The following is a 24269-nucleotide window of genomic DNA, read 5'->3' as shown; positions in this document are numbered from 1 at the left end:
GAAGAGTGGGGATCTCGAAAAGAAAAAATCGAGATCAATTCTCGGTCGGTTGCGTCGGAACGGGACCGGACTCCGGCGTTGAAATCGGCGTGGCCGGCGGCGCCAGCTTGGTTTTAGGACAATCGTCGCGGATCCTTGTCCATGACGTGTTGTTGAGCACCATGTCGCAGCGGGCGAGATGGCTCCGGCCGGAAAGCGTCAGGCAGGCGACCTGGCCGATCTGGAATGATGTTCCGTTGGCCAGGCATGCAGGATTGGCAAACGCCGACGTTGCCGCGAGGGCGAGCGCGGCGGCACATGGGCAAATCGCAAACCTGATCGTCATCCTGAACCCCGGCCGAACCCTGATTGCAGCGGAAACCCCGATTATGGCGATATGACGGTCCATCCACCGGGAATCCGGCGGTTCGGGCCGCGAAACGATCAGATTGGCGCAAAACCCAGTTCGATGGCCACCGGCACGTGATCCGAGGGTTTTTCCCAGGCGCGCACATGCTTTTCGATCGAGGCCGAGGAAAAGCGATTGGCGGCCTCGGGCGAGAGCAGCAAGTGATCGATGCGGATGCCGTTGTTCTTCTGCCAGGCGCCGGCCTGATAGTCCCAGAACGTAAAAATGTTCGGCGAGTCGCTGACCGCGCGCACGGCTTCGGTGAAGCCGAGGTTCTTCAGCCGGCGGAACGCCTGCCTGGTCTGCGGCTGGAACAGCGCATCGCCGAGCCAGTTCTCCGGGAACTTCGCATCGATCGGTTCTGGGATGACATTGTAGTCGCCGGCCAGCACCAGCGCCTCTTCGAGCGCGAGCCTTTCCTCGGCCCAGCGCTCCAGCCGCGCCATCCAGGATAGCTTGTAGGAGAACTTCTTCTCGTCATCGATCGGGTTGCCGTTCGGCAAATACAGCGAGGCAACGCGCAACGCGCCCTTGTCGGTCGAGAACACGCCCTCGATGAAACGCGCCTGATCGTCGGCATCGTCGCCCGGCAGGCCCCTGATGACCTCGTCGAAGCGCAGCTTCGACAGGATGGCGACGCCGTTGAATCCCTTTTGGCCATAGATTTCGACGTTGTAGCCAAGCGCCTCGATCTCGGCCCGCGGAAACTGCTCGTCGACCGTCTTGATCTCCTGCAGGCAGGCAATATCGGGTGCGCTTTCCGTCAGCCAGTGGGTCAAATTGCCGATACGGGCCCGAACGCCATTGATGTTCCAGGTGACGATTTTCATGACGGCCTCATTGCTGCTCGGGCGGATGGCGTTCGACGAGGCCGATCGTATTGCCTGCCGGATCCTTTAGGAAGGCCATCCATTCGCTTTCCCCCGCCGGCCCGAACAGGCCCTCGGTATCGCGGTGGACGAGCATCGGCGGCGCAGTGAAGGGGACACCGGCGGCTTTTGCCGAGGCGTGGAAATCGTCAAGGCCCGAAATGTCGAGATAGACGGTGCCGGCCGGCAGGCCATCGGTGAACAGCAGCCGCACATCGCCGGCCATGATGAAGGCGATGCCAGGCGGATCGAAGCGCACGTGCACGGCCATGCCAAGCACGTCTTGCCAGAACGCCAGCGTTGCATCGAGATCGCGCCCGGCTGAAAGCGCGACCTGACGGACCGCGCTAATGGTAGGCATTCTCTAAATACTGAAGCTGGTGCCGCAGCCGCACGAGGCGACCGCATTCGGGTTCCTGATCTGGAACGACTGGCCCATCAGATCGTCGACGAAATCGATCACCGAGCCGCCCATATAGACCAGCGAGAGGTCATCGATCAGCACGGTGGCGCCGTCCTTCTCAATGGCGACGTCGTCATCGTTGCGGGTGTTGACCAGGTCGAACTTGTAGGAAAAGCCGGAACAGCCACCGCCCTCGACCGAAACACGCAGCGCCGTCTTGCCGACTTCGCCAGACACAATCTTGGCAATCCACCTGGCGGCGGCGTCGGTCATCTCGACTTTCATGGCGGTCTTGGCATCAGCGCCCATGGGCGTCACCTTGCTTTCGGTTTCACATGATAGGTATGAAGCGCGAGGGGGCAAGTCAACTGCGTCGTAGGCTATGGAAAATTGATTGGGGCTATGGAAATTGGTTGGGGTTATGGAAATCGGTTGGGGCGATGACAAATGAGTTGGGCGACATCGGATTCGGCTATCGGCCACGCGCGGCCTATGCCTGCGATCCGGCAAAGTCGCGCGGGCGGCTGTTCGACGAGGTGGAGAGCCCGACCCGGACGCCGTTCCAGCGCGACCGCGACCGCATCATCCATTCGACGGCCTTCCGCCGGCTGAAGCACAAGACGCAGGTGTTCGTCGCGCATGAGGGCGACCATTACCGCACCCGGCTGACGCATTCGATCGAGGTGGCGCAGATCGCGCGCGCCCTGGCGCGGGCGCTGCGCGGCGACGAGGACCTGGCAGAGGCGGTGGCGCTGGTGCACGATTTCGGCCACACGCCCTTCGGCCATACCGGCGAGGATGCGCTGAACAAGAAGATGGCGGCCTGGGGCGGCTTCGACCACAATGCACAGTCGCTGCGCGTGGTGACGCGGCTGGAGAGCCGCTATGCCGAATTCGACGGGCTGAACCTCACCTGGGAGACGCTGGAGGGGCTGGTCAAGCACAACGGACCGCTGACCGACGCCAGCGGAAACGGGCTGAAGGGGCCGGTGCCGCAAGCGATCCGCGACTATTCGGAATTGCACGACCTCGAACTTGACCGCTTCGCCGGCATCGAGGCGCAGTGCGCGGCGATCGCCGACGACATCGCTTACAACAGCCATGACATCGACGACGGCCTAAGGTCGGGCCTTCTGAAGCTCGACATGCTGGAAAATGTCTCGCTGCCCGGCTCGATCCTCGACGGCGTGCGTCAGCGCTATCCGGCGCTGGACGATGTGAGGACAGGGCACGAACTGATGCGCCGGCAGATCACGATGATGGTCGAGGATGTCATCGTCTCCACCACCGCCAATCTGGCCCGCATCAAGCCGGACAGCGCCGACGCGGTGAGGGCGGCAGGCGAGACGATGGTGACCTTTTCAGCCGAAATGGCGGCTTTCGAAGAGGAATTGAAAGCCTTTCTCTACAAGCATCTCTATCGACACAGCGAAGTCGTGCGCGTGCGCAACCAGGCCGAGCAGATCGTCAACGACCTGTTCGAGGTCTATTTCGCCGATCCGCGCGCCATGCCCGATGGCTGGCGCGAAGGGCTCGACCGGGCTGATGATCGCATCAAGGCGCGCAGCGTCGCCGATTTCCTGGCGGGCATGACGGATACCTACGCTTTGAAGGAACACCGCCGTTTGTTTGACCATACGCCTGAATTAAGCTAGGCGGGGCTCGATTTTGCCGGCCAATAGACCGGATTCCCGCAAAGCCGCCAGAGCCAGGGCCACACCAATGAACATCTTCGCCGATTTCAACGCGCGAATTATAAAGGCCGTCGAAGCGCTTGATTTGAAAGACAAAGACGGCGGTTCGCTGGACTTGTCGCGCGTCGCCGTCGAGCCGCCACGCGACGCCAGCCATGGCGACCTGGCGACCAATGCGGCAATGGTGCTGGCCAAGCCGACCGGCCAGCCGCCGCGCGCACTGGCTGAAAGGCTGGCGCAAGCGCTGCGCGCCGACCCGGACATCGCCGCTGCAGACGTTGCCGGTCCGGGCTTCGTCAATCTCAGGCTCAAGGACGCGTTCTGGCAGGTGCATCTGACTGCGCTGCTCGGCGAAGGCCGCAACTACGGCCGCTCGACCGTTGGCGGCGGCAAGAAGGCCAATGTCGAATATGTCTCGGCCAACCCGACCGGACCGATGCATGTCGGCCATTGCCGCGGCGCGGTGGTGGGTGATGCGCTCGCCAATCTGATGGCCTTCGCCGGTTATGACGTGATCAAGGAATATGTCATCAACGACGCCGGTTCGCAGATCGACGTGCTCGGCCGCTCGGTCATGCTGCGTTACCGCGAGGCGCTCGGCGACGACATCGGCGAGATTCCTGCCGGGCTCTATCCGGGCGACTATCTCGTGCCGGTCGGTCAGGCTTTGGCGAGCGAATTTGGCCGTTCCTTGCTGCAGATGCCGGACGAAGAAGCGCTTGCCATTGTCAAGGACAGGACGATCGACGCGATGATGGCAATGATCCGTGAGGATCTGGCGCTGCTCAATGTGCATCACGACGTCTTTTTCTCGGAGCGCACCCTGCACGCCGACAACGCCCGGAAAATCCGCTCGGCGATCAACGACCTGACCCTCAAGGGCCATATCTACAAGGGCAAGCTGCCGCCGCCCAAGGGCGAGAAGCCGGACGACTGGGAGGATCGCGAGCAGACGCTGTTCCGCTCGACAGCGGTCGGCGACGACATGGACCGGGCGCTGGTCAAGTCGGACGGCACCTTCACCTATTTTGCCGCGGACGTCGCCTATCTGAAGGACAAGGTCGATCGCGGTTTCGTCGAGCTGATCTATGTGCTTGGCGCCGATCATGGCGGTTATGTGAAGCGCCTGGAAGCGCTCGCCCGGGCGATTTCCGGCGACGAGGTGAAGCTCACCGTGCTGCTTTGTCAGTTGGTAAAGCTTTTTCGCGAGGGCGAGCCGGTGCGCATGTCGAAGCGGTCGGGCGATTTCGTAACGCTGCGCGAAGTGGTGGAGGAGGTCGGTCGCGACCCGATCCGCTTCATGATGCTCTACCGCAAGAACGATGCGCCGCTCGATTTCGACTTCGCCAAAGTGACCGAGCAGTCGAAGGACAATCCGGTGTTCTACGTCCAGTACGCCTCGGCGCGCTGCCATTCGGTGTTCCGGCAGGCGAGCGAACAGCTGGGCGAGGCCAATTTCGACCGCAATCGGCTGGCCGCCGCCACCGCTTCGCTGACCGACGAAGGCGAGATCGGCCTGATCAGGAAGCTTGCCGAATATCCGCGGCTGATCGAATCCGCGGCACTTGCGCTCGAGCCGCACCGGCTGGCATTCTACCTCTACGATCTCGCCTCCAGCTTCCACGGACATTGGAACCGCGGCACCGAAAATCCCGACTTACGTTTTGTTAAGGTTAACGACCGACAATTGACCCATGCCAGACTAGGGCTGGTGCAGGCTGTATCGGACGTTTTGACGTCCGGCCTGACGCTGATCGGAGCCGATGCGCCCACCGAAATGCGTTAGGTTTGACTAAAAAACCTGTCACCTTTTGCCCACATTGCGCTGGTAAGGGCCAACCCTGCGCGACGTCCACGGCGTCCGAATGAGTGCGAGTTCGGGAACAATAATGGCAGACAGAACCCAGCTGAAAGCAGCCGCCCAAAACGATATCGCCAGCGATGATCCGTTCGCGGAACTGACCAGGATCATGGGCTTCGACCCGCGCGAGCCGGTCAAGCCGCAGGCCCAGTCGACGGCGGCTGCAGCAAGTCAGCCAGCGGACGACGGCGATTTCGGCATCGACCTCGAGAAGGAGTTGATGGGCGAATTCGGCGGCGACGCCAATGACGGCGCAGCCGAGCTTCGCGAGCCGGCTTTCGACGCGGCTGCTACTGACCCAATCGACGACGAGCTTGTCGCGTCGCTCGAACAGGATCTCCTGCTCGACGACGATGCGGTAGACGAAACCGCCGTTGCCATTGCTGCCGACGATGTGCGCTCTGGCGTTGCCGGAACTCCCTCGGCTGCTGAAGCTGCTTTCGACGACGATTTCGACGAAGCGCTCGCCAGTTCGCTCGAAGACGTGTCGCTATTCGAAGACGATTTGCCGGTGGACGACAGGCTTGGAAACGACGAGCTTGGGAACGACGAGCTTGCCGCGTCGCTCGAACAGGATTTCCGGCTGGACGACGACACGGCGGACGAAACTGCCCATGCCGTTGCCGCCGCCGACCTGGGTTCCGGTGTTGCCGGAGTATCCGCGCCGGCTGTTGAAGCGGTGTTCGACGACGATTTTAACCATGCGATCGCCAGTTCGCTCGAAGACGTGTCGCCGTTCGAAGACGATTTGCCGGTAAACGACGAACTCTCTGCGTCGCTCGAACAGGATTTCCGGCTGGACGACGATGCGACGGACGAACAGAATACCGCCGCCGACATCTCCGCGCCGGCCGCTGACCCCGCCTTCGACGATGAATTCGACAACGCCGTCGCAAGCTCGCTCGAAGACGAACTGACGCTCGACGAGCACGTGCCGGTGGAGCAGGCCGCCGAAGCCGCAGACATCGCCGCGCCGGGCGCCGAACCCGCGTTCGACGATGAATTCGACAACGCCGTCGCAAGCTCGCTAGAAGACGAGCTGACGCTCGACGAGCATGAGCCGATCGAGGCCGCTGTTGAAGCTCCTGCTGCGCCCATTCGGGCCGTTTCGGATGAGTCCGACGAGGACTTTGCCGACCACGACACCATGCCCGACGTCGACATGGATGACGTCGACATGGATTTCGACATTCGCACGGCTGAGCCGGTCGAAGTCGACGAGCCAGAAATTGACGAGCCGGATTCTATCGACGCCAAGGACGACGAGCCTTCCACCGCGACCCCGGAACATGCGTTCGACGACGATCTTGAATTGAGCTTCGACGACACGCTTGCCGATGAAGCCGAGGCGCCGGCTACTCAGGCCCCCGGCGTTGCAGCCGAACCGACGGCGTCAGCCGCCATCGCTGAGGAGCGGAGCCTCGAAGACGAATTGAACGCGCTGTTGGGCACCATGAGCGCACGGGCTGCCCCGGTGGCAGGGTCCGCGGCCGCCATGGTTCAGCAACCTGTAGCCGCGGCTGGAGAAGCCGCCGACGAACCAGTGGATCCCACCGACGAACTGGCCGGGAGCCTTGACGAGCAAGACCTTTCGGAGCAGTCGAATGAAGACGCGGTCCAGGCCGCCGACGCCGATCTCGACACCGTTCTCCTCGACGGGCTCGAGGGCCATGATTTCGGCGCTGAAGAAGCTGCCGGACCGGCTGATATCGATTTCGACGACGATGCATTGCACGCCGCCTTCGCCAAGGACATCGGTCTGGATCATGGCGATGACGTTGCGGCCGCCGCTCCACAGCAGGATCCGAATGATTCGCTCAGCTGGATGACGGCACCCTCCGCCGCGCCTGCGCCGGCCCGTTCGTGGAGCCGCGTAACGCCGGTGGCACAGCCGCAACCCGCCTTTGCAGCCCAGCCGACGGCTTCGGCGACCACAGAAACAACGACACCGCCAACCGCTGCGGCACCCTCCTATCAGGATGAGCCGGCCTATCAGGATGAGCCGGCCGAAGACGATGCCGCCAATGCGGCACCTGCGCCAGCGCAAAGCGAACAAGCCTCTGCATATGACGAGATGCCCGATGTCGAGACGGTCGATGTGCCCGAGCGCGTCGTGGCGCTGGCGGACGACCTCGATATTCCGGAACTCGACTCCAATGAAGACGAACCGCCGGCGCCTGCCTATGACGATCTCGATACCGAGTTCGCCAACCTTCTCTCGGAAATGAATGCCGTGGACGTCGCTGCCGGGCCGGCGCGCAGCGCGGTCTATGACGACGAATCCTACAATACCGGATTCAAGCCGGGGGCCGGACCCCAGCCGGGGGCAGGGTTCCAGTCAGCGGCCGGGTTCCAGTCAGGCCATGAGCCCGACCGCGTTGAAACGCGGACCTATGCGGCGAGACTGGCAGCAGCGCCCGTCAGTGCGTCTTACGCCGATGCCGCCAGCGGCTTTGATCTGGGCGACTTGCCCAGCGGTCGGCCGGTTTCGCAAGCGCAAGCCAACGATTTTGCCCTGGACGAACTCGACTACGACCCCGAACTGGATGAGGCCATGTCGGTTCCAGGCCTGGCCGAGCAGCATGCCGCGAGGCCCCGGAGCCGCGGCCTCCTGGTCGCCGCAGTCGTCGGCGCCGTGGCGATCGCCGGCGGTCTCGGCGCCTTCGCGCTGTCTTTCGGCGGCAACGGCGGCACCGATGCGCCGGTCATCGTCAAGGCGGACAACGCACCGATCAAGGTCAGGCCGGAAAACCCGGGCGGCACCGTCGTGCCGAACCAGGACAACAAGGTTTACGACGCCGTGGCCAAGGGGGGCGCGAGGCCTGCCGAACCGGTCCAGGAAAAACTGGTCACCAATACCGAAGAGCCGGTGGACGTGGCGGCCAGGGAACCGCCGCAGAGTCGTGTGGTCGATCTTTCGCCCGACGACATCGACACGGCTGAAGCCGCCGATGCGGCCGGCGGCACGCAAGCGGCCGGCGGCACGCAAGCGGCCGGGAATGCCGACGCCGCCGCGCCAGCACCCAAGTCCGAGGATCGTATCGCCCAGGTTCTGCAAGAGGCCGAGCAGGGCATCGAGCCGGATGTCGTCGCCGTTGCGCCACGCAAGGTGAGAACCATGGTGGTCAAATCTGATGGTTCACTGGTTGCGCGCGAGGATCCGGCGCCTGCGGTATCGCAGGTGGCTGCCGTCGAGCCTGTCGATCCGGCGCCGCAGCTTGTCGCCCCAGCGGGTCAGGCCGGCGAAGCGGCGCAGACCGGTACCGTAGCGTCTGTTGCCGACCAGGCAAGTGGCGACCTGTTGGGCGGCGACCCGGTGGGCGAGCCAGCGGCCGGCGACCGGGCCGAAACCGCCGCGCCGGAAGCAGTCAATCTGGCCGCCGTGCCCACGGCTGAGGCTGAAGCTCAAACCAACCAGCCTGCCAACACGCCGGCCACGGTTCCGGTGGCGCCGCAGCGTCCGTCCGACCAGCCGGTCGACGTCGTCGGTGAGGTCAAGCCCGACCAGGTTGCGTCCATCAGTCCGGCGGCGGCCTCGACCGGCGGTGGCTCGTGGTCGATGCAGATCGCCTCGCAGCCGACCGTCGAAAGCGCCCAGTCGACCTATCAGGATCTGCAGCGTCGCTATGGCAGCGTGCTTTCCGGCCACACGGCCAACATCGTCAAGGCCGAGATCGCCGGCAAGGGAACGTTCTATCGCGTTCGCGTCCCGGCGAAGTCGCGCAACGATGCGATCAGCCTGTGCACCAACTACAAGGCTGCCGGGGGCAACTGTTTCGTGTCGCGCTAACCATTTTCAAATCTCCCGCCCTTGGGCCGAAAGAACCGGCGCGGTCACAGACCGCGCCGTTTTTCTATGGTGGAAGGAGTTCCTCGTGTGGAAGGATTCCGGCTCGAGCGATGTGGCTCGATGCGATTCCCTTTGTCTGCGTGAAGCTCTAAACTCCCGCCCATGACCGAATCAAAATCCATGATCCTTGGCTGCGCCGGGAAATCACTCACACGCGACGAAATCAGTTTCTATCGCAGCGAATGCCCGTGGGGATTCATCCTGTTTGCCCGCAACATCGGCGAGGCCGAGCAGATCCGCGATCTGGTCGCCGCGATGCGCGATTGTGTCGAGCGCCCGGACGCCCCGGTGTTCATCGACCAGGAAGGCGGCCGTGTGCAGCGCCTGCGGCCGCCGCTGGCACCGAATTATCCGGCCGGTGGCGCGCTCGGCGCCTTGTGGCGCAACGACCATGATGCCGGCAACCGCGCAGCATGGCTGATGGCGCGGCTGCATGCTTTCGACCTGCTGCGCTACGGCATCACGGCTGATTGCCTGCCGGTGCTCGACGTGCCGATCGAGGGCGCCAGCGACGTCATCGGCGCGCGCGCCTATGGCAAGGAGCCTCGTGCCGTCATCGAACTGGGCCGCGCCGCGGCGGAGGGCCTGATGTCGGGAGGCGTGCTGCCGGTGATGAAGCATATTCCCGGGCATGGACGGGCCTTTGCCGACACGCATTTCGAACTGCCGACCGTCGATGCCTCGATGAGCGACTTGCAGCGGCATGATTTCGCCCCGTTCAGGGAGCTCAATCATTTGCCGATGGCGATGACGGCGCATGTCGTCTACAGCGCGATCGACCCGAAGAACCCGGCCACCACCTCCGGCAAGGTCATCGACGAGATCATCCGCGGCGAAATCGGTTTCGACGGGCTGCTGATGAGCGACGACACGTCGATGAAGGCACTTTCTGGGGATTTCCCGACAAAGGCGGCGGCGATCCTTGCGGCGGGCTGCGATCTGGTCCTTCACTGCAACGGCGTTTTCGAGGAGATGGTCGGCATTGCGTCGCGCACAACGGGGCTTGAAGGCACGTCGCTGCAACGCGCGCAACGGGCGCTGACCTATATCAAGAACCGCGATCGGGCTGATGAAGCCGAGATACGCGCCGAATTCGCCACCTATTTCGATGCGGTGGCCTAGATCATGATGCCGAAAAGGGTGAGCCGGTTTTTCGGAACCGATCACGGTCAAACAAGAAGATAAAAGCAAAGGACGCGACAGGAAGTGGCGGAAACGTTGGACAGCAAGGCCGGCAAGGCCGCACCGATGGACCGTCTTTGGGCCGAGAACGACGATTCGCGGCTGACCGGCGATCCCGCGCTGGTCGTCGATGTCGACGGTTTCGAGGGCCCGCTCGATCTTCTGCTGCATCTTGCCCGCAACCAGAAGGTCGATTTGTCGCGCATCTCGATCCTGGCGCTTGCCGAGCAATATCTGGCCTTCGTCGAAAAGGTGAGGGCGCTCAGGCTGGAGCTTGCCGCCGACTATCTGGTGATGGCGGCGTGGCTGGCGTTTCTCAAGTCGAAGCTCTTGATCCCCAAGCAACCCGGCGACGACGGTGAAAGCGGCGAGGAACTGGCGGCGGTGCTGCAATTCCGGTTGAAGCGGCTGGAAGCGATGCGCGACGCGGCGGCGCGTCTGGTCAACCGCAACCGGCTCGGACGCGACGTGTTCGCCCGCGGCATGCCGGAAATGGTCATCGTCGAGAAACGCAACGCCTATTCGGCCTCGCTCTACGATCTGCTGACCGCCTATGCGGCGCAACGCCAGAAGCAGGCGATCACCAATGTGACGATCGCCAGGCGCGGCGTGTGGTCGCTCAAGGATGCGCGCGACATCCTGAACAGGCTGATCGGCACGCTTGCCGACTGGACGGCGCTGGACCGTTTCCTGGTCGAATATCTGACCGACCCGGACGAGCGGCGCACCGCGATTGCCAGTTCGTTTGCGGCGACGCTGGAACTGGTGCGCGAAGGCAAAATGGAAATGCGGCAGGACGACGTGTTCGCGCCGCTCTATCTGCGCGGTCGTGCGCAAGGCATCAGGGCAGTTGAGGTGGCATCATGAGCGAGCGCACCAACGCTTCGGTCATTCCGTTCAAGGTCGACGACGAGACCGAAGACGGCGTGCTCGCCGAGATGCCGGCAGAAAGTCAGGCCCAGAACTTGTCCCAGAATCCCGGCGAGCGGCTGCATATGGCAGAGGCCGTGCGCATGGCCGAGGCGATCGTTTTCGCCAGCGCCGAACCGGTCAGCGAAAGGCAGCTTGCCGGGCGCCTGCCCGACGGCATCAATATTGCCGCGGCGATGGCTGAGCTGCAGCAGATTTATGCGCGGCGCGGCGTCAATCTGGTGCGCGTCGGCGATGCCTGGGCGTTCCGCACCGCCGGCGATCTCGCTTTCCTGATGAGCCGCGACACGGTGCAGCAGAAGAAGCTGTCCCGTGCGGCGCTCGAAGTGCTGGCGATCATCGCCTACCACCAGCCGGTGACGCGCGCCGAGATCGAGGATATCAGAGGCGTCGAGACCTCGAAGGGCACCTTGGACACGCTGATGGAGACCGAATGGGTGAAGATGCGCGGCCGGCGCCGCACGCCCGGCCGTCCCGTCACCTACGGCACCACCGACATCTTCCTCGACCATTTCGCGTTGGAGGAGATCCGCGATCTTCCCGGCATGGAGGAATTGAAGGGTGCCGGGCTGCTTTCGGGCCGCATGCCGTCGAATTTTTCCATTCCGATGCCGCCGGCCGACCCGGACGTGCTGACCGATGACGAGGATCCGCTGACCGACATCGACCTTGAGGAACTCGGCCTGTTGACGCCGCGCGTCGAGGAAGATTGACCGCAAACGACGTGCCGAAAGCGATGGTATTTAGCGGCTGCGCCGATAGGTAGCGGGCTGAGGCGCCGAAACTGCGTGACTTCGGCCACTCATTTATAAACTCTGTCGCGGTTGTGTTTGAATCCCGGCGCGAAAGCGCATAGATCATCGTCAGAGAAAACTTTCGAGAGAGATTGTTATGGGTTCATTTTCGATTTGGCATTGGCTGATCGTGCTGGTGATCGTGCTGCTGGTGTTCGGTCGCGGCAAGATTCCCGAGCTGATGGGTGACATGGCCAAGGGTATCAAGAGCTTCAAGAAGGGCATCGCCGACGACGAGGTTGCCGAGGACAAGCGCACCGTCGAGCACCGTGCCGACGAAACCGTTTCGGCAGCGAAGGAAAAGGCCAGCAAGAGCTGAGCCCAAAACTTTAGTCGGAACGTATCGCCATGTTCGACATCGGCTGGACCGAGATGCTGGTGATCGCGATCGTCATGATCGTGGTCGTCGGGCCCAAGGATTTGCCCAAGATGCTGCGCACTTTTGGCCGCACGACGGCGAAGATGCGCGGCATGGCCGCCGACTTCCAGAAACAGTTCAACGATGCGCTGAAGGAGGCCGAGCTTGACGACGTCAAGAAGTCGGTCGATTCACTCAGAAGCCTCAACCCGGCCGCCGAGATCAGGAAACAGCTCAACCCGTTCGAGCAGGCGGCGGCCGACGTCCGTTCAGGCGTCGACGCGGTGATGAAGCCGAAGCCGGCCGCAGACCCGGTCGCGCCGGCTGCTTCGACGCCGCAGGATACCGAGCTGAACAATGGCGCGACGGTGCTGCCGGGCGTCGATGCCCCGGAAGCGGCGCCGGCGGCGCCGACCTTTCCGGCGATGACCGATGGTTCGGTGACACCGCCTGTCGCGACGGCGGCGCCGGCCGCATCGCCAAACGCCTCGGCGGCGAAGACGGGTGCCGCGCCAGCGAAAGCGATGCCGGCCTCCAAGGCCGCAGCGAAGCCAGCGGCAAAACCTGCTGTGACAAAGACCGCGGCTAAAAAGGCCGAGCCGAAGCCCGCACCGGCAACGGTGAAGAAGCCGGCCGCAGCCGCCAAAAAGACGGCGGGAGCCGCCAAGTGAGCATTTCGGAAAAGGACGAGATCGACAAGTCGGCGGCTCCGCTGATGGAGCATCTGATCGAGTTGCGCCGGCGGCTGATGTGGTCGATCGGCGGGTTCTTCGTCGCCTTCCTGTTCTGCTTCTTCTTCGCCAAGCAGTTGTTCAACCTGCTGGTCATCCCGTTCAAATGGGCGACGCAATGGGCAGGGCTCGACCCGCACAAGGTCGAGCTGATCTACACGGCGCCGCAGGAATTCTTCTTCACCCAGGTCAAGCTGGCGATGTTCGGCGGCATGGTGATCGCCTTTCCGCTGATCGCCACCCAGATCTACAAATTCATCGCGCCCGGCCTCTACAAGAATGAACGCAACGCCTTCCTGCCGTTCCTGATCGCTTCGCCGATCCTGTTCCTGATGGGCGCGTCGCTGGTCTATTTCTTCTTCACGCCGATGGTGATGTGGTTCTTCCTCGCCATGCAGCAGGCCGGCACCGACGACCAGGTGCAGATTTCGCTGCTGCCGAAAGTGTCGGAATATCTCAGCCTGATCATGACGCTGATCTTCTCCTTCGGTCTGGTGTTCCAGTTGCCGGTGGTGACCAGCCTGATGACGCGGGTGGGCATGCTGTCGTCCGAGGCGCTGGTCGAAAAGCGCAAATGGGCAATCGTCATCGCCTTCGTCGTCGCGGCTATTCTGACGCCGCCCGACCCGATAAGCCAGATCGGCCTGGCCGTTCCCACGATCCTTCTCTACGAGGTCTCGATCTGGTCGGCCCGGCTGATCGAGCGCAGCAAGGAACGGGAACGTCTGGCGCGCGAGAAACGGGAGGCTGCGGAAGCGGCGGCCGAAAAGCCGGCGGACGCGTCGTCGACCTAGCGGCATCGCCGTAATCTTCAGGTTTGCGGGACAGCGCGGGGCGCGAGGGAACTCGATCTTCACATCTTGCATCGGTCAAGGATGCGGTTTACGCCCCCTCTAGCCTACTTGAGGACGAACAGACCATGCTTGACATCAAATGGATTCGCGACCATCCGAAGGCCCTTGTCGAGGCGCTCCAGAAGCGCTCGTGGCCGGCTGCGGAGGCGCAGTCCACGGTCGATGATCTGATCGCCAGGGACGAGGCGCGGCGCGAACATCTGACCGAGTTGCAGACCAGGCAGGAGCGCCGCAACGCCGCCTCGAGAGAAATCGGCAACGCCATGCGCTCGGGCGACGCCGCCCTTGCCGAAAGACTCAAGGCCGAGGTCGGCGAGATCAAGGCCTTCATCCAGAACGGCGAGGCGCGCGAACGCGAGCTCGACAAGGCGCTGAACGACGCATTGGCGGTGCTGCCCAACGTGCCGCTCGACGACGTGCCGGTCGGCAAGGACGAGCACGACAACGTCGTCAAGCGCACCGTCGGCAAGGTGCCGGCCCGCCCGAACTGGGTGAAGGAGCATTTCGAGATCGGCGAAGCGCTCGGCATGATGGATTTTGAGCGGGCGGCGAAACTGTCCGGTTCGCGGTTCACGGTGCTCAAGGGCGGACTGGCACGGATGGAACGCGCGCTCGGCCAGTTCATGCTGGACCTGCATACGACCGAGCATGGCTACGAGGAGGTCCAGCCGCCGCTGATGGTGCGCGACGAAGCGCTTTTCGGCACCGGGCAACTGCCGAAGTTCGAGGAGGATCTGTTCTTCGCGCCGCGTGGGGACGGCAGGCTTGGCCTCATTCCCACCGCCGAAGTGCCGCTGACCAATCTCGTGCGCGAAGACATCACGCCGCATGAAAGACTGCCGCTGCGCTATACCGCGCTGACCTCGTGCTTCCGCTCGGAAGCGGGCTCGGCCGGGCGTGACACGCGTGGCATGCTGCGCCAGCACCAGTTCTACAAGGTCGAACTGGTGTCGATCACCGACCAGGACACCTCGCTTGCCGAGCACGAGCGGATGACCGAATGCGCTGAGGAAGTGCTGAAGCGGCTCAGCCTGCCATTCCGCACCGTGACACTGTGCACCGGCGACATGGGCTTTGGCGCGCGCAAGACCTATGACATCGAGGTCTGGCTGCCGGGCCAGAACGCCTATCGCGAGATTTCGTCCTGCTCGGTCTGTGGCGATTTCCAGGCGCGGCGCATGGATGCCCGCTACAAGGACAAGGACGGCAAGGGCAACCGCTTCGTCCACACGCTGAACGGTTCCGGCACTGCCGTCGGCCGCGCCCTTATTGCCGTCATCGAAAACTACCAGAATGAGGATGGCAGCGTAACCATTCCTGAAGCGCTTCGGCCTTACATGGGCGGTCTGGAAAAGATCGAATCGAGATAATGCGTATCCTCCTGACCAATGATGACGGCATCCATGCCGAGGGCCTTGCATCGCTCGAACGCATCTCCCGCACGCTGTCGGACGATGTCTGGGTGGTGGCGCCGGAGCAGGATCAGTCCGGCTATGCGCATTCGCTGTCGATCTCGGAGCCGCTGCGCCTGAGAAAGATCGGCGAAAAGCACTTTGCCGTGCGCGGCACGCCGACCGACTGCGTCATCATGGGCGTAAAAAAAATCCTGCCCGCAGCACCAGACCTGATCCTGTCCGGGGTCAATTCCGGCGCCAACATCGCCGACGACGTCACCTATTCGGGCACCGTTGCCGGCGCCATGGAAGGCGCATTGCTCGGCGTGCGCTCGATCGCGCTCAGCCAGGCTTATTCCTATGTCGGCGAGGATCGCCTTGTCCCTTACGAGACCACCGAGGCGCTGGCGCCGGCGCTGCTCAAAAAACTGGTCGCCATGCCGCTGCCGGATGGCGTGCTGCTCAACGTCAATTTTCCGAATTGCCTTCCCGAAGAGATCGCCGGCACGGTGGTCACCTCGCAAGGCAAGCTCGTCCACAGCCTGTGGCTCGACGAGCGCCGCGACGGCCGCGGGCTTCCTTATTATTGGCTGCGCTTCGGCCGCGAGCCGGTCGAGGGCAAGCAAGGCACTGATCTCCATGCCATGCGCAACCGGCTGGTGTCGGTGACGCCGCTGCAGCTCGATCTCACAGCGCATGAGATCCGTGATCAACTGACCAAGGCGCTCGCATGAACCTGAACCATGGTCCGACGGGCGATGACCGCGAAGGCTTCGCCGCTTTCCTGCTCCGCCTGCGTGGCAAGGGCGTGGTGCCGAAGGCGCTGATCGCCGCCTTTGAGGCGACGCCGCGGCGCGGCTTCCTTTCCGCACAGTTCCATCCGATCGCCTGGTCGGACCGCATGCTGCCGATCGAATGCGGCGAGGCGATCGAGGGCGCCGATCTGCAAGCCGCGGTGATCGCAGCACTTGCCATCGAGCCCGGCAACCGGGTGCTCGAGATCGGCACCGGGTCGGGCTACACGGCGGCGGTGATGTCGCGGCTCGCCGCGCGCGTCGTCACCATCGATCGCTACAAGACGCTGGTCGACCAGGCCAAACAGCGCTTCGAGGCGCTCGGCATCGGCAATGTCATCGTGCGCCAGGCGGACGGCTCCAACGGACTGGCCAATGAAGCGCCGTTCGACCGTATCGTCGCATGGGCGGCCTTCGACAGCCTGCCGCGCTTCCTGCTCGATCAACTGTCGAGCGGCGGCATCGTCATCGCCCCGATCGGACCCGAGGAGGGCGAGCAGGTGCTGGCCAAACTGACCAAGGTCGGCAGCCGCTTCGAACGCGAGGACATCGGTCTGGTACGCCTGCAGCCGATCCTGCGCAGCGTAGCCGCCGTCATCTAGGATCCGTCGATATTCAGGTGTTGCCCGCAACTTACCTGTCTGGTCCGTCTCCGGCTTACCTGAGCTGGACCACGCCCGTCCAAGCAGCTTTAAATATTTTAAGAAAATTTGCGTCTGATTCTAGAGGTTTAACCGGCCGGTAACATTAACGCGCTTTAATCACGGTCAGTCTGTACCGGGTATCTGCGGGTAAATGCGATGCAATTCAGTATTTTGAAGGCAAACGGACGCAACCTGGCGCGGGGTATCGCCGTCCTGATGGTTGCGGGCACTACGGCGGGATGCAGTTCCCAGGTCTCGCGGTTCAACAGCGTCGACGATGTCTTCACGTCGTCGACAAACAACCAGCGCGCCATCATCGACAAGCAGGACGCCGCCCAGCCCTATCCCGGCGATGCCGCCGCGGTTTCGGCCGCGCCGCCCGACGGCAGCCACACCCAGTCGGTAAGCCGTTCAAGCCTCGAACCGGTCACGACGCAACAATTGCCGCCGGTCGACCAGGCGCAGCCGGCTACCGCGTCGGCGCCCGCCGCCAGTCCGGCTCGCACCGCTTCGGCGCCAGCCGCTCCCCGGGTCGACCGGACTGCGACCGGAACCGTGGCAAAGCCGTTCAAAGAGTCACAGCCCGATGCTCCGCGCATGGCGACTGCGGGCGGCGAGCCGCGTGCCACCGAGATCATCGTCAAGGACGGCGAGACCATTTCCGGCCTGTCGCGGCGCTACGGCGTGCCCGCCGACGCCCTGATGAAGGTCAATGGGCTAAGCGCGACCAACGGGCTGAAGACCGGCCAGAAGATCGTCATCCCGGCCTATGCCTATTCGGGCAAGAAACCGGCGCCGAAGCTTGCCGACGCCAAGCCTGCGAACGACACCAAGCACGATGTGCCGGCCAAGGCACCGGAGATGGTCGCCGTGCTCCCGCAGCAGCCCAAGCTCAAGGAGGGCAAGTCCGCCGCGCAGGTGGATGCATCGGCCGCGGCAAGCCAGCCGAAGGACGGTGCACCCAAGGCGGCTGGTGCCGGTGGCTCCTACACCGTCCAGCAGGGTGATACGCTGTCGGCCATCGCCAGGAAGACCGGCGTCGGCGTGGTTGCGTTGAAGCAGGCGAACGGCATGCAGGACGGTCTGCTCAAGATCGGCCAGACATTGAAGGTGCCGGCCGGCGGAACCGCGACAGTTGCCAACGCCAAGCCGGCAAAGGTCGATCCGGTAACAACTGCCACCACCCCGCCTGCGGCGAAGACGACGCCGTCGGAAACGCTCGCCGCCTACACGCCGCCGAAGAAGGAAAAGGTCATCCAGCAGGCCGAGGACGACGACGCGGTCGCGCCGAACGCCACCGGTATCGGCAAGATGCGCTGGCCGGTGCGCGGCCGCGTGATCTCCAGTTTCGGCGGCGGCAAGGACGGTGTCGACATCGCCGTGCCGGAAGGAACGCCAGTCAAGGCGGCCGAGAACGGCGTCGTCATCTATGCCGGCGATGGCCTCAAGGAGTTCGGCAATACGGTGCTGGTGCGCCACGAGAACGGGTTGGTCACAGTCTATGGCCACGCCCGTTCGATCGAGGTCCAGCGCGGCCAGAAGGTCAAGCGCGGCCAGGAAATCGCGCAGTCCGGCATGAGCGGCACCACCGACTCGCCGAAACTGCATTTCGAAGTGCGCAAGAATTCGGCGCCGGTCGATCCTTCGACCTATCTTGAATAAAGAAAGTCGATCCTTCGACCTATCTTGAATAGAACAAGAAAAGCGATTGCGAGCCGCCTGACCTCCAGTCCGGCCCGCCGGCTCAGCCCGCTCCGCAAGGGGCGGGCTTTTTCAGGGGCTTTTCCGGACCATGATCTTGTCAAAAACCGGGCTCCACGGTTCGGGATCATGGTCTAATCCTGGAGCGACTTGCCGAGCCGGCCTGCCAGATCCTGGGTGTACTGCCAGGCGACGCGGCCCGAACGGCTGCCGCGCGTCGTCGCCCATTCCAGCGCCTCGGCGCGCAGCGTCTCGGGATCGATGGCAAGTCGGTGATGGCGGACATATCCGTCGATCATGTCGAGATACTCGTCCTGCGAGCATTTGTGGAAGCCGAGCCAGAGGCCGAAACGGTCGGAGAGCGAGACTTTTTCCTCGACCGCTTCCGACGGGTTGATGGCGGTCGAGCGCTCATTGTCGATCATGTCGCGCGGCAAAAGGTGGCGCCGGTTCGACGTGGCGTAGAAGATCACATTGGCCGGGCGGCCCTCGACTCCGCCTTCGAGCGCCGCCTTCAGCGACTTGTAGGACGTGTCGTCGTGGTCGAATGAGATGTCGTCGCAAAACAGGATAAAACGGTAAGGCGCTGCCTTCAGCAGCGCCATCAGCTTCGGCAGCGTGTCGATGTCCTCGCGGTGGATCTCGATGAGCTTGAGTGGCAGGTCCAGCTTTGCTGATGCGTTGACCGCCGCGTGCACGGCCTTGACCAGCGAGGATTTTCCCATGCCGCGTGCGCCCCACAACAGCACGTTGTTGGCTGCGTAACCGGACGCGAAACGCTCGGTGTTGTCGACCAGTATGTCGCGGACGCGGTCGACGCCGCGGATCAAACCGATGTCGACGCGGTTGACCTTGCGCACCGGCTCCAGATAGCCGGGATCAGCCTGCCAGACGAAGCAGTCGGCCCCGCCGAGATCGGTTTCCGGCACCGGAGGCGGGGCGAGGCGGGCGACCGCCTCGATCAGGCGGTCGAGCTTCCTGTTCAGGGCTTCGATGGTGCTGTCGGTCATTCTTGTCTTTTGTTTTTGCATTCACGAAGCAACGGAACCTATTGATTCCGGCGGTTTCGGAACCGGCTCCAACCTTTTGTTAGGGCACGATCTTTTTCGAGAACCGCGCTCCATCATTCGGGACCATGCTCTAACACGGCTCAACCAGCCGGAAAAGCAGCTGAAATGCTCGGCCGCAGTTGCATTGGCAACTTTACCGACTATATTCCGGCCAAATTTCACGGGGCCGCCAAATTACCCGTTTGGCGGCTGTTTTTCAAAATTCAGGAGTACTTCGATGTTCGTGACACCGGCATATGCCCAAGGCGTCGGCACCTCCCCGGATATGTTCATCAGCATTTTGCCGTTTGTCCTGATTTTCGTGATCATGTATTTTCTGATCATCCGGCCGCAGCGCACGCAGTTGAAGAAGCGCGGCGAGATGCTGGCGGCGGTGCGCCGCGGCGATACGGTCGTCACTGGCGGCGGTTTCGTCGGCAAGGTGACCAAGGTCATCGATGACAACGAGCTCGAGATCGATCTCGGCGGTGGCACCAAGGTAACGGCGCTGCGCTCGACGATTGCCGATGTGCGCGTCAAGGGCGAGCCAGTGGCGAACCAGAACGCCAAGAAATAAACCGATTGTCGGCGAACGATCTGCGGATACACCCAGACCGACAAACGCCATTTGCTGAATTTTCGCGCTTCAGGACGAACCTGATCTGGCTGGCCGCCGGTATCACGGGGCGCCAACGATCTCGTGATGCCATTGCGCGCTGGTCCCATGCCGGCAAGATTGACAATAGTTGAAGAAAGCCCGATGGCAGCATCAAAGTGAACTGCCTTGTGCTCGACATCAACCTTTGTGCGGACCACGGCGAGCCAGTGGCGAACCAGAGCGCCTAGAAATAACCCAATTCCAGGCGGAACGATCCGCCCGAATGCCGTGACGGACGACGCCATATGCTCTATTTTTCGCGCTTCAAGATGATCCTGATCTGGCTGGCCGTGGCCGCCACAGTGATCCTGGCTGCGCCCAATCTTTTTTCGGCAAGCACGCTCGCCAAGCTTCCCGACTGGGTTCCGAAGCGCCAGATGACGCTCGGCCTCGATCTGCAGGGCGGCTCGCATATCCTGCTCAGGATGGATCCGAACGATCTGATCAAGGATCGGCTGGAGACGACGCGCGACGAAATCAGGACGCGGCTGCGCGATGCCAAGATCGGTTATACCGGCCTTGCCGGATCAGGCCGGGCCGTTCAGGTCCGCATCACCGATCCTGGTCAGGTCGAAGCCGCCAAGACGGCGCTGAAGACATTGACCGATCCGGTGGCCGCCGGCCTGTTCAGCGGCGGCTCCGTCCAGGAAATGTCGCTGGATGATACCGAGTCCGGTCTGCTCAAATTCGCCTTCACCGATGCCGGCATCAAATATCGCACGTCGACGGCGCTGGCGCAGTCGCTCGAAGTCGTCGAGCGCCGCGTCAACGAACTCGGCACCACCGAGCCGATCGTGCAACGCCAAGGCGACGACCGCATTCTGGTGCAGGTGCCGGGCCTGCAGGATCCGCAACGGCTGAAGGACATTCTAGGCCAGACCGCCAAGCTGACCTTCCAGATGGTCGACCAGTCGATGCCGGTGCAGGACGCGCTCAACGGTCGTCCACCGGCCGGATCCTCGGTGTTGTATTCGCAGGATGATCCGCCGGTTCCCTATCTGATCGAGAACCGCGTCATCGTTTCTGGCGAGAATCTCGTCGATGCGCAGGCGACGTACAATTCCCAGACCAATGAGCCGGTGGTTTCGTTCACCTTCGATTCCAAAGGGGCGGCGCGTTTCGGCCAGGCCACCTCGCAGAATGTCGGCAAGCTGTTTGCCATCATCCTCGACAATCAGGTGATTTCGGCGCCGCAGATCCGCGAACCGATCCTTGGCGGCAGCGGCCAGATCTCAGGCAATTTCACCGCCGAGAGCGCCAACGATCTCGCCGTGCTGTTGCGTGCCGGCGCGCTGCCGGCGACGCTGACGGTGATCGAAGAGCGCACGGTAGGCCCAGGGCTTGGCGAGGATTCCATTCACGCCGGCAAGGTCGCCGGCGTGATCGGCTCCATCCTCGTCGTCGTGTTCATGTTCGTGGCCTATGGCTTTCTCGGGTTTATTGCCAACATCGCGCTGGCGGTGCATGTCGCGATGATCATCGGGTTGTTGTCATTGCTTGGCGCGACACTGACATTGCCCGGCATCGCCGGTATCGTGCTGACCATCGGCATGGCGGTCGATTCAAACGTTCTCATCTACGAGCGCATCCGCGAGGAGCGACGAAACGGCCGCTCGGTAATCCAGGCGATCGACACGGGCTTTTCCAAAGCGCTGGCGACCATCGTCGATTCGAACGTCACCTCGCTGATCGCGACCGTGGTGCTGTTCTGGCTCGGGACCGGCCCGGTGAAGGGCTTTGCCGTAACCTTCGCCATCGGCATTCTGACCACCGTCTTCACCGCCTTCACCTTCACCCGCCTGCTGGTGTCGATCTGGCTTCGCCGCGCCCGCCCGAAGGAATTGCCGCGCGCGCCGGTGACCTTCGTCCCGCCGGGCACGCGAATTCCGTTCATGGGCATCCGCCGCTGGACATTCGCGCTGTCCAGCGTGCTGTCGATCCTGGCGGTCGTGCTGTTCATGACCGTCGACATCAATTACGGCATCGACTTCAAGGGAGGGTCGCTGATCGAGGTCCAGGCCAAGGATGGCACCGCCGATATTGCCGACATCCGCGGCAGGCTTTCGGAACTCAACATCGGCGAAGTGCAGGTGCAGCAGTTCGGCGACCCGAACGACGTCTTGATCCGCGTCGGCACGCAGGAGGGCGGCGAGAACGCCGAACAGACCGTCATCGACAAGGTGCGTGGCGAGTTGCAGGACCATTACGATTTCCGCCGCGTCGAGGTGGTGGGACCGACGGTTTCCGGCGAACTCGCCAAGCAAGGCACCATCGCCATGCTGATCGCGCTGCTCGGAATCCTGGTCTATGTCTGGTTCCGCTTCGAATGGCAGTTCGCGGTCGGCGCCATCATCGCCACGGTCCACGATGTGGTCATGACCATCGGCTTCTTCGTCATCACCGGTCTCGAATTCAACCAATCGTCGCTTGCGGCGATACTCACCATCATCGGCTACTCGCTCAATGACACGATCGTCGTCTATGACCGTGTTCGCGAAGATTTGCGAAAATACAAGAGGATGCCGCTGCCGCAATTGTTGAACAACGCCATCAACGAGACGCTGTCGCGAACGACGCTGACCTCGGTGACGACGATGCTCGCGCTGCTGGCGCTTGTGCTGTTCGGCGGCGAGGTGATCCGCTCGTTCACGCTGGCGATGCTGTTCGGCGTCGTCTTCGGAACCTATTCGTCGATCTTCATCGCCGCGCCATTGCTCATCCTGTTCAAGCTGCGGCCGGAGACCGCGACGGCCGACGTGGGGAAGCCGGTGAGCGGCGGCAAAGCCATAGCAACCTGAAGGGCGGCCAACGGGATGACCAAAGGCATTGTCATCCGTGAAGCGCATTTCCCCGGCCGTGCGCCGATCGAGGCCTATGGCAATGGCGGGTTTCGTTTCGCCGACATGTCGCATCGCGGCTCGCTCCTGTGCCTGCCGTCGGGCATCTATGGGTGGGAGCCGGCTGATCCCCTGGCACTGACGGGGGCGGATTTCGCCAAGCTGCTCAACGAGGCTGACCAGGTCGAGATCCTGCTGGTCGGCGCCGGCAAGGATCTCAGGCCGTTGCCGGCGGCGCTGCGTGCTGCGCTGAAGACGGCGGGCATTGCGGCCGATCCGATGTCGACTGGTGCTGCCGTGCGGACCTACAATGTTCTTCTGGCGGAAAACCGTGCGGTGGCCGCCGCGCTGATTGCCGTCGAGTGACGTGAGCGAAAACGCCAAAATCGTCATGGAAACGGTGCGCGCCGCCGACCATGATCGCTATGTTTGCGCGCTCTATGCGCCCGAGGACAAGCGTGACGCGCTATTTTCGCTCTATGCCTTCAATGCCGAGATATCAGGCATTCGCGACCGTATCCGCGAGGCACTGCCCGGCGAGGTGCGACTGCAATGGTGGCGCGATGTCATCGCCGCCGAGGACGCCGGGGTAGGCACAGGCCATCCCGTCGCCGACGGGTTGAAGGCGACGATTTCCGCCCATCACCTGCCGAAGCCCGCCTTCGAGAACATGCTCGAAGCCCGTATTTTCGATCTCTATGACGACCCCATGCCGTCGCGCACCGATCTGGAAGGCTATTGCGGCGAGACAGCAGCGGCGCTCATCCAGCTTGCAGCGATGGTGCTCGATCCCGTCGAAGCGCCGCGTTTCGCCGAACTTGCGGGCAGGGCAGGTTGCGCACAAGCGATGACCGGCCTTTTGCTGCTGCTGCCATTGCATCGCAAGCGTGGGCAATGCTTTGTCCCGGCCGACATTCTGGCCGCGGCAGGATCGTCTTCCGAGGAGTTCGTTGCGGGCGATGACGGGCCTGGAGCAAAACGCGCCGTCGCCGCGATGATGGCGTTGGCGCAAGAACATCTTGCAGCATTCGAGCAGGGCGCAGCGTCGTTGCCGGATTCGCTCAGACCAGCATTTTTGCCGCTGGCCTTGTCGCGCGCCTATCTCGGCAAGATGGAAAGTTCTCGTCAGTCACCTCTGAACGAGGTGGCGCGGCTCTCGGCCTGGCGCCGGCATTTTCTGTTGTTGCGCCGCGCGACGCGAGGCTGGCCGGACGCCTGAAGGCTGCCAAGGATGAAGGAATCCGGAAAGCCGGAACTATCACGGCAGCCGTAGACGTC

Annotated in this window: 22 protein-coding genes; 17 read left to right on the top strand and 5 right to left on the bottom strand. The window is 63.0% G+C overall.

The annotated features are described in order from the left end of the window. Nucleotides 1-34: 34 nt before the first annotated feature. From AC0L2Z_RS17875 to erpA, 4 genes are all read right to left on the bottom strand, one after another. Entirely contained in the window at nt 35-325 is a 291-nt protein-coding gene (locus AC0L2Z_RS17875) for a hypothetical protein (RefSeq protein ID WP_287077202.1), read from the bottom strand. A 98-nt stretch (nt 326-423) separates the two neighbouring features. After that, nucleotides 424-1218 (bottom strand): exodeoxyribonuclease III, encoded by a 795-nt coding sequence (xth, locus tag AC0L2Z_RS17870; protein ID WP_473628900.1) that lies wholly within the window; start codon nt 1216-1218, stop codon nt 424-426. Between the two features lie 7 nt (nt 1219-1225). Continuing rightward, a complete protein-coding gene (locus AC0L2Z_RS17865; protein WP_023802579.1) occupies nt 1226-1618 on the bottom strand; it encodes a VOC family protein in 393 nt (130 codons plus the stop codon). A gap of 3 nt (nt 1619-1621) precedes the next feature. Further along, a complete protein-coding gene (gene erpA / locus AC0L2Z_RS17860) occupies nt 1622-1969 on the bottom strand; it encodes an iron-sulfur cluster insertion protein ErpA (RefSeq protein WP_473628899.1) in 348 nt (115 codons plus the stop codon). 131 nt (nt 1970-2100) lie between these two features. Here erpA and AC0L2Z_RS17855 point away from each other — a divergent pair, with 131 nt between their 5' ends. The 13 genes from AC0L2Z_RS17855 (at nt 2101) to AC0L2Z_RS17795 (ending at nt 18408) form a co-directional block, all read left to right on the top strand. Next, entirely contained in the window at nt 2101-3315 is a 1215-nt protein-coding gene (locus AC0L2Z_RS17855; RefSeq protein WP_287177634.1) for a deoxyguanosinetriphosphate triphosphohydrolase, read from the top strand. Between the two features lie 67 nt (nt 3316-3382). Continuing rightward, on the top strand, nt 3383-5140 hold the full coding sequence (gene argS, locus AC0L2Z_RS17850) for an arginine--tRNA ligase (RefSeq protein ID WP_473531105.1): 1758 nt from the start codon (nt 3383-3385) through the stop codon (nt 5138-5140). Between the two features lie 103 nt (nt 5141-5243). Then, nucleotides 5244-9005 (top strand): SPOR domain-containing protein, encoded by a 3762-nt coding sequence (locus tag AC0L2Z_RS17845; protein WP_473628898.1) that lies wholly within the window; start codon nt 5244-5246, stop codon nt 9003-9005. Nucleotides 9006-9167: 162 nt separating this feature from the next. Then, a complete protein-coding gene (gene nagZ / locus AC0L2Z_RS17840; protein WP_236388649.1) occupies nt 9168-10187 on the top strand; it encodes a beta-N-acetylhexosaminidase in 1020 nt (339 codons plus the stop codon). A 126-nt stretch (nt 10188-10313) separates the two neighbouring features. Then, nucleotides 10314-11114, top strand: a complete 801-nt coding sequence (locus AC0L2Z_RS17835) for a segregation and condensation protein A (protein WP_023802574.1) — start codon at nt 10314-10316, stop codon at nt 11112-11114. Continuing rightward, nucleotides 11111-11890 (top strand): SMC-Scp complex subunit ScpB, encoded by a 780-nt coding sequence (gene scpB, locus AC0L2Z_RS17830; protein ID WP_473531103.1) that lies wholly within the window; start codon nt 11111-11113, stop codon nt 11888-11890. Before AC0L2Z_RS17835 ends, scpB begins: the two co-directional genes overlap by 4 nt. 178 nt (nt 11891-12068) lie before the next feature. Beyond that, nucleotides 12069-12290 carry a twin-arginine translocase TatA/TatE family subunit gene (locus AC0L2Z_RS17825; RefSeq protein WP_023802572.1) on the top strand — a complete coding sequence of 74 codons (222 nt, stop codon included), beginning with the start codon at nt 12069-12071 and terminating at the stop codon, nt 12288-12290. Nucleotides 12291-12319: 29 nt separating this feature from the next. Continuing rightward, nucleotides 12320-13000, top strand: coding sequence for a Sec-independent protein translocase protein TatB (tatB, locus tag AC0L2Z_RS17820; protein WP_473531102.1), 681 nt, complete (start codon nt 12320-12322; stop codon nt 12998-13000). 44 nt (nt 13001-13044) lie between these two features. Continuing rightward, nucleotides 13045-13854, top strand: a complete 810-nt coding sequence (gene tatC, locus AC0L2Z_RS17815) for a twin-arginine translocase subunit TatC (protein ID WP_051407946.1) — start codon at nt 13045-13047, stop codon at nt 13852-13854. Between the two features lie 125 nt (nt 13855-13979). Then, entirely contained in the window at nt 13980-15284 is a 1305-nt protein-coding gene (gene serS, locus AC0L2Z_RS17810; RefSeq protein ID WP_287176109.1) for a serine--tRNA ligase, read from the top strand. Then, nucleotides 15284-16042 carry a 5'/3'-nucleotidase SurE gene (gene surE, locus AC0L2Z_RS17805; RefSeq protein WP_473628897.1) on the top strand — a complete coding sequence of 253 codons (759 nt, stop codon included), beginning with the start codon at nt 15284-15286 and terminating at the stop codon, nt 16040-16042. The genes serS and surE overlap by 1 nt, the downstream gene beginning before the upstream one ends. After that, nucleotides 16039-16704, top strand: a complete 666-nt coding sequence (locus AC0L2Z_RS17800) for a protein-L-isoaspartate(D-aspartate) O-methyltransferase (RefSeq protein ID WP_473628896.1) — start codon at nt 16039-16041, stop codon at nt 16702-16704. The genes surE and AC0L2Z_RS17800 overlap by 4 nt, the downstream gene beginning before the upstream one ends. Nucleotides 16705-16902: 198 nt before the next feature. Then, a complete protein-coding gene (locus AC0L2Z_RS17795; RefSeq protein WP_473628895.1) occupies nt 16903-18408 on the top strand; it encodes a peptidoglycan DD-metalloendopeptidase family protein in 1506 nt (501 codons plus the stop codon). A gap of 173 nt (nt 18409-18581) precedes the next feature. Here AC0L2Z_RS17795 and AC0L2Z_RS17790 read toward each other — a convergent pair whose 3' ends face one another. Beyond that, nucleotides 18582-19457 (bottom strand): ATP-binding protein, encoded by an 876-nt coding sequence (locus tag AC0L2Z_RS17790; protein ID WP_473628894.1) that lies wholly within the window; start codon nt 19455-19457, stop codon nt 18582-18584. A 277-nt stretch (nt 19458-19734) separates the two neighbouring features. Between AC0L2Z_RS17790 and yajC the strand changes: the two genes are divergently transcribed. The 4 genes from yajC (at nt 19735) to AC0L2Z_RS17770 (ending at nt 24210) form a co-directional block, all read left to right on the top strand. After that, complete coding sequence (yajC, locus tag AC0L2Z_RS17785; protein ID WP_023802565.1) at nt 19735-20073, top strand: preprotein translocase subunit YajC; 339 nt, start codon at nt 19735-19737, stop codon at nt 20071-20073. A gap of 326 nt (nt 20074-20399) precedes the next feature. Next, nucleotides 20400-22952: a protein translocase subunit SecDF gene (gene secDF, locus AC0L2Z_RS17780; protein ID WP_473628893.1), complete on the top strand. Its 2553-nt coding sequence runs from the start codon at nt 20400-20402 to the stop codon at nt 22950-22952. Between the two features lie 15 nt (nt 22953-22967). Then, complete coding sequence (locus AC0L2Z_RS17775; RefSeq protein WP_128176520.1) at nt 22968-23357, top strand: Mth938-like domain-containing protein; 390 nt, start codon at nt 22968-22970, stop codon at nt 23355-23357. 1 nt (nt 23358) lies between these two features. Continuing rightward, nucleotides 23359-24210, top strand: a complete 852-nt coding sequence (locus tag AC0L2Z_RS17770) for a phytoene/squalene synthase family protein (RefSeq protein ID WP_473531100.1) — start codon at nt 23359-23361, stop codon at nt 24208-24210. Nucleotides 24211-24269 lie beyond the last annotated feature (59 nt).

Source organism: Mesorhizobium sp. WSM4850 (assembly GCF_055811735.1).
The sequence above is the reverse complement of the archived record's forward strand: the minus strand, read 5'-3'. Positions and strand labels throughout refer to the sequence as shown.

What these genes read in the sequence shown, in the direction of transcription:
- yajC (WP_023802565.1), top strand. Translation starts at nt 19,735, where the DNA reads ATGTTCGTGACACCGGCATATGCCCAAGGCGTCGGCACCTCCCCGGAT.
- tatB (WP_473531102.1), top strand. Translation starts at nt 12,320, where the DNA reads ATGTTCGACATCGGCTGGACCGAGATGCTGGTGATCGCGATCGTCATG.
- scpB (WP_473531103.1), top strand. Translation starts at nt 11,111, where the DNA reads ATGAGCGAGCGCACCAACGCTTCGGTCATTCCGTTCAAGGTCGACGAC.
- AC0L2Z_RS17875 (WP_287077202.1), bottom strand. Translation starts at nt 325, where the DNA reads ATGACGATCAGGTTTGCGATTTGCCCATGTGCCGCCGCGCTCGCCCTC.
- nagZ (WP_236388649.1), top strand. Translation starts at nt 9,168, where the DNA reads ATGACCGAATCAAAATCCATGATCCTTGGCTGCGCCGGGAAATCACTC.
- secDF (WP_473628893.1), top strand. Translation starts at nt 20,400, where the DNA reads ATGCTCTATTTTTCGCGCTTCAAGATGATCCTGATCTGGCTGGCCGTG.
- AC0L2Z_RS17790 (WP_473628894.1), bottom strand. Translation starts at nt 19,457, where the DNA reads ATGACCGACAGCACCATCGAAGCCCTGAACAGGAAGCTCGACCGCCTG.
- AC0L2Z_RS17775 (WP_128176520.1), top strand. Translation starts at nt 22,968, where the DNA reads ATGACCAAAGGCATTGTCATCCGTGAAGCGCATTTCCCCGGCCGTGCG.
- surE (WP_473628897.1), top strand. Translation starts at nt 15,284, where the DNA reads ATGCGTATCCTCCTGACCAATGATGACGGCATCCATGCCGAGGGCCTT.
- serS (WP_287176109.1), top strand. Translation starts at nt 13,980, where the DNA reads ATGCTTGACATCAAATGGATTCGCGACCATCCGAAGGCCCTTGTCGAG.
- xth (WP_473628900.1), bottom strand. Translation starts at nt 1,218, where the DNA reads ATGAAAATCGTCACCTGGAACATCAATGGCGTTCGGGCCCGTATCGGC.
- AC0L2Z_RS17855 (WP_287177634.1), top strand. Translation starts at nt 2,101, where the DNA reads ATGACAAATGAGTTGGGCGACATCGGATTCGGCTATCGGCCACGCGCG.
- erpA (WP_473628899.1), bottom strand. Translation starts at nt 1,969, where the DNA reads ATGGGCGCTGATGCCAAGACCGCCATGAAAGTCGAGATGACCGACGCC.
- AC0L2Z_RS17865 (WP_023802579.1), bottom strand. Translation starts at nt 1,618, where the DNA reads ATGCCTACCATTAGCGCGGTCCGTCAGGTCGCGCTTTCAGCCGGGCGC.
- tatC (WP_051407946.1), top strand. Translation starts at nt 13,045, where the DNA reads ATGGAGCATCTGATCGAGTTGCGCCGGCGGCTGATGTGGTCGATCGGC.
- AC0L2Z_RS17845 (WP_473628898.1), top strand. Translation starts at nt 5,244, where the DNA reads ATGGCAGACAGAACCCAGCTGAAAGCAGCCGCCCAAAACGATATCGCC.
- AC0L2Z_RS17795 (WP_473628895.1), top strand. Translation starts at nt 16,903, where the DNA reads ATGCAATTCAGTATTTTGAAGGCAAACGGACGCAACCTGGCGCGGGGT.
- AC0L2Z_RS17835 (WP_023802574.1), top strand. Translation starts at nt 10,314, where the DNA reads ATGGACCGTCTTTGGGCCGAGAACGACGATTCGCGGCTGACCGGCGAT.
- AC0L2Z_RS17800 (WP_473628896.1), top strand. Translation starts at nt 16,039, where the DNA reads ATGAACCTGAACCATGGTCCGACGGGCGATGACCGCGAAGGCTTCGCC.
- argS (WP_473531105.1), top strand. Translation starts at nt 3,383, where the DNA reads ATGAACATCTTCGCCGATTTCAACGCGCGAATTATAAAGGCCGTCGAA.
- AC0L2Z_RS17825 (WP_023802572.1), top strand. Translation starts at nt 12,069, where the DNA reads ATGGGTTCATTTTCGATTTGGCATTGGCTGATCGTGCTGGTGATCGTG.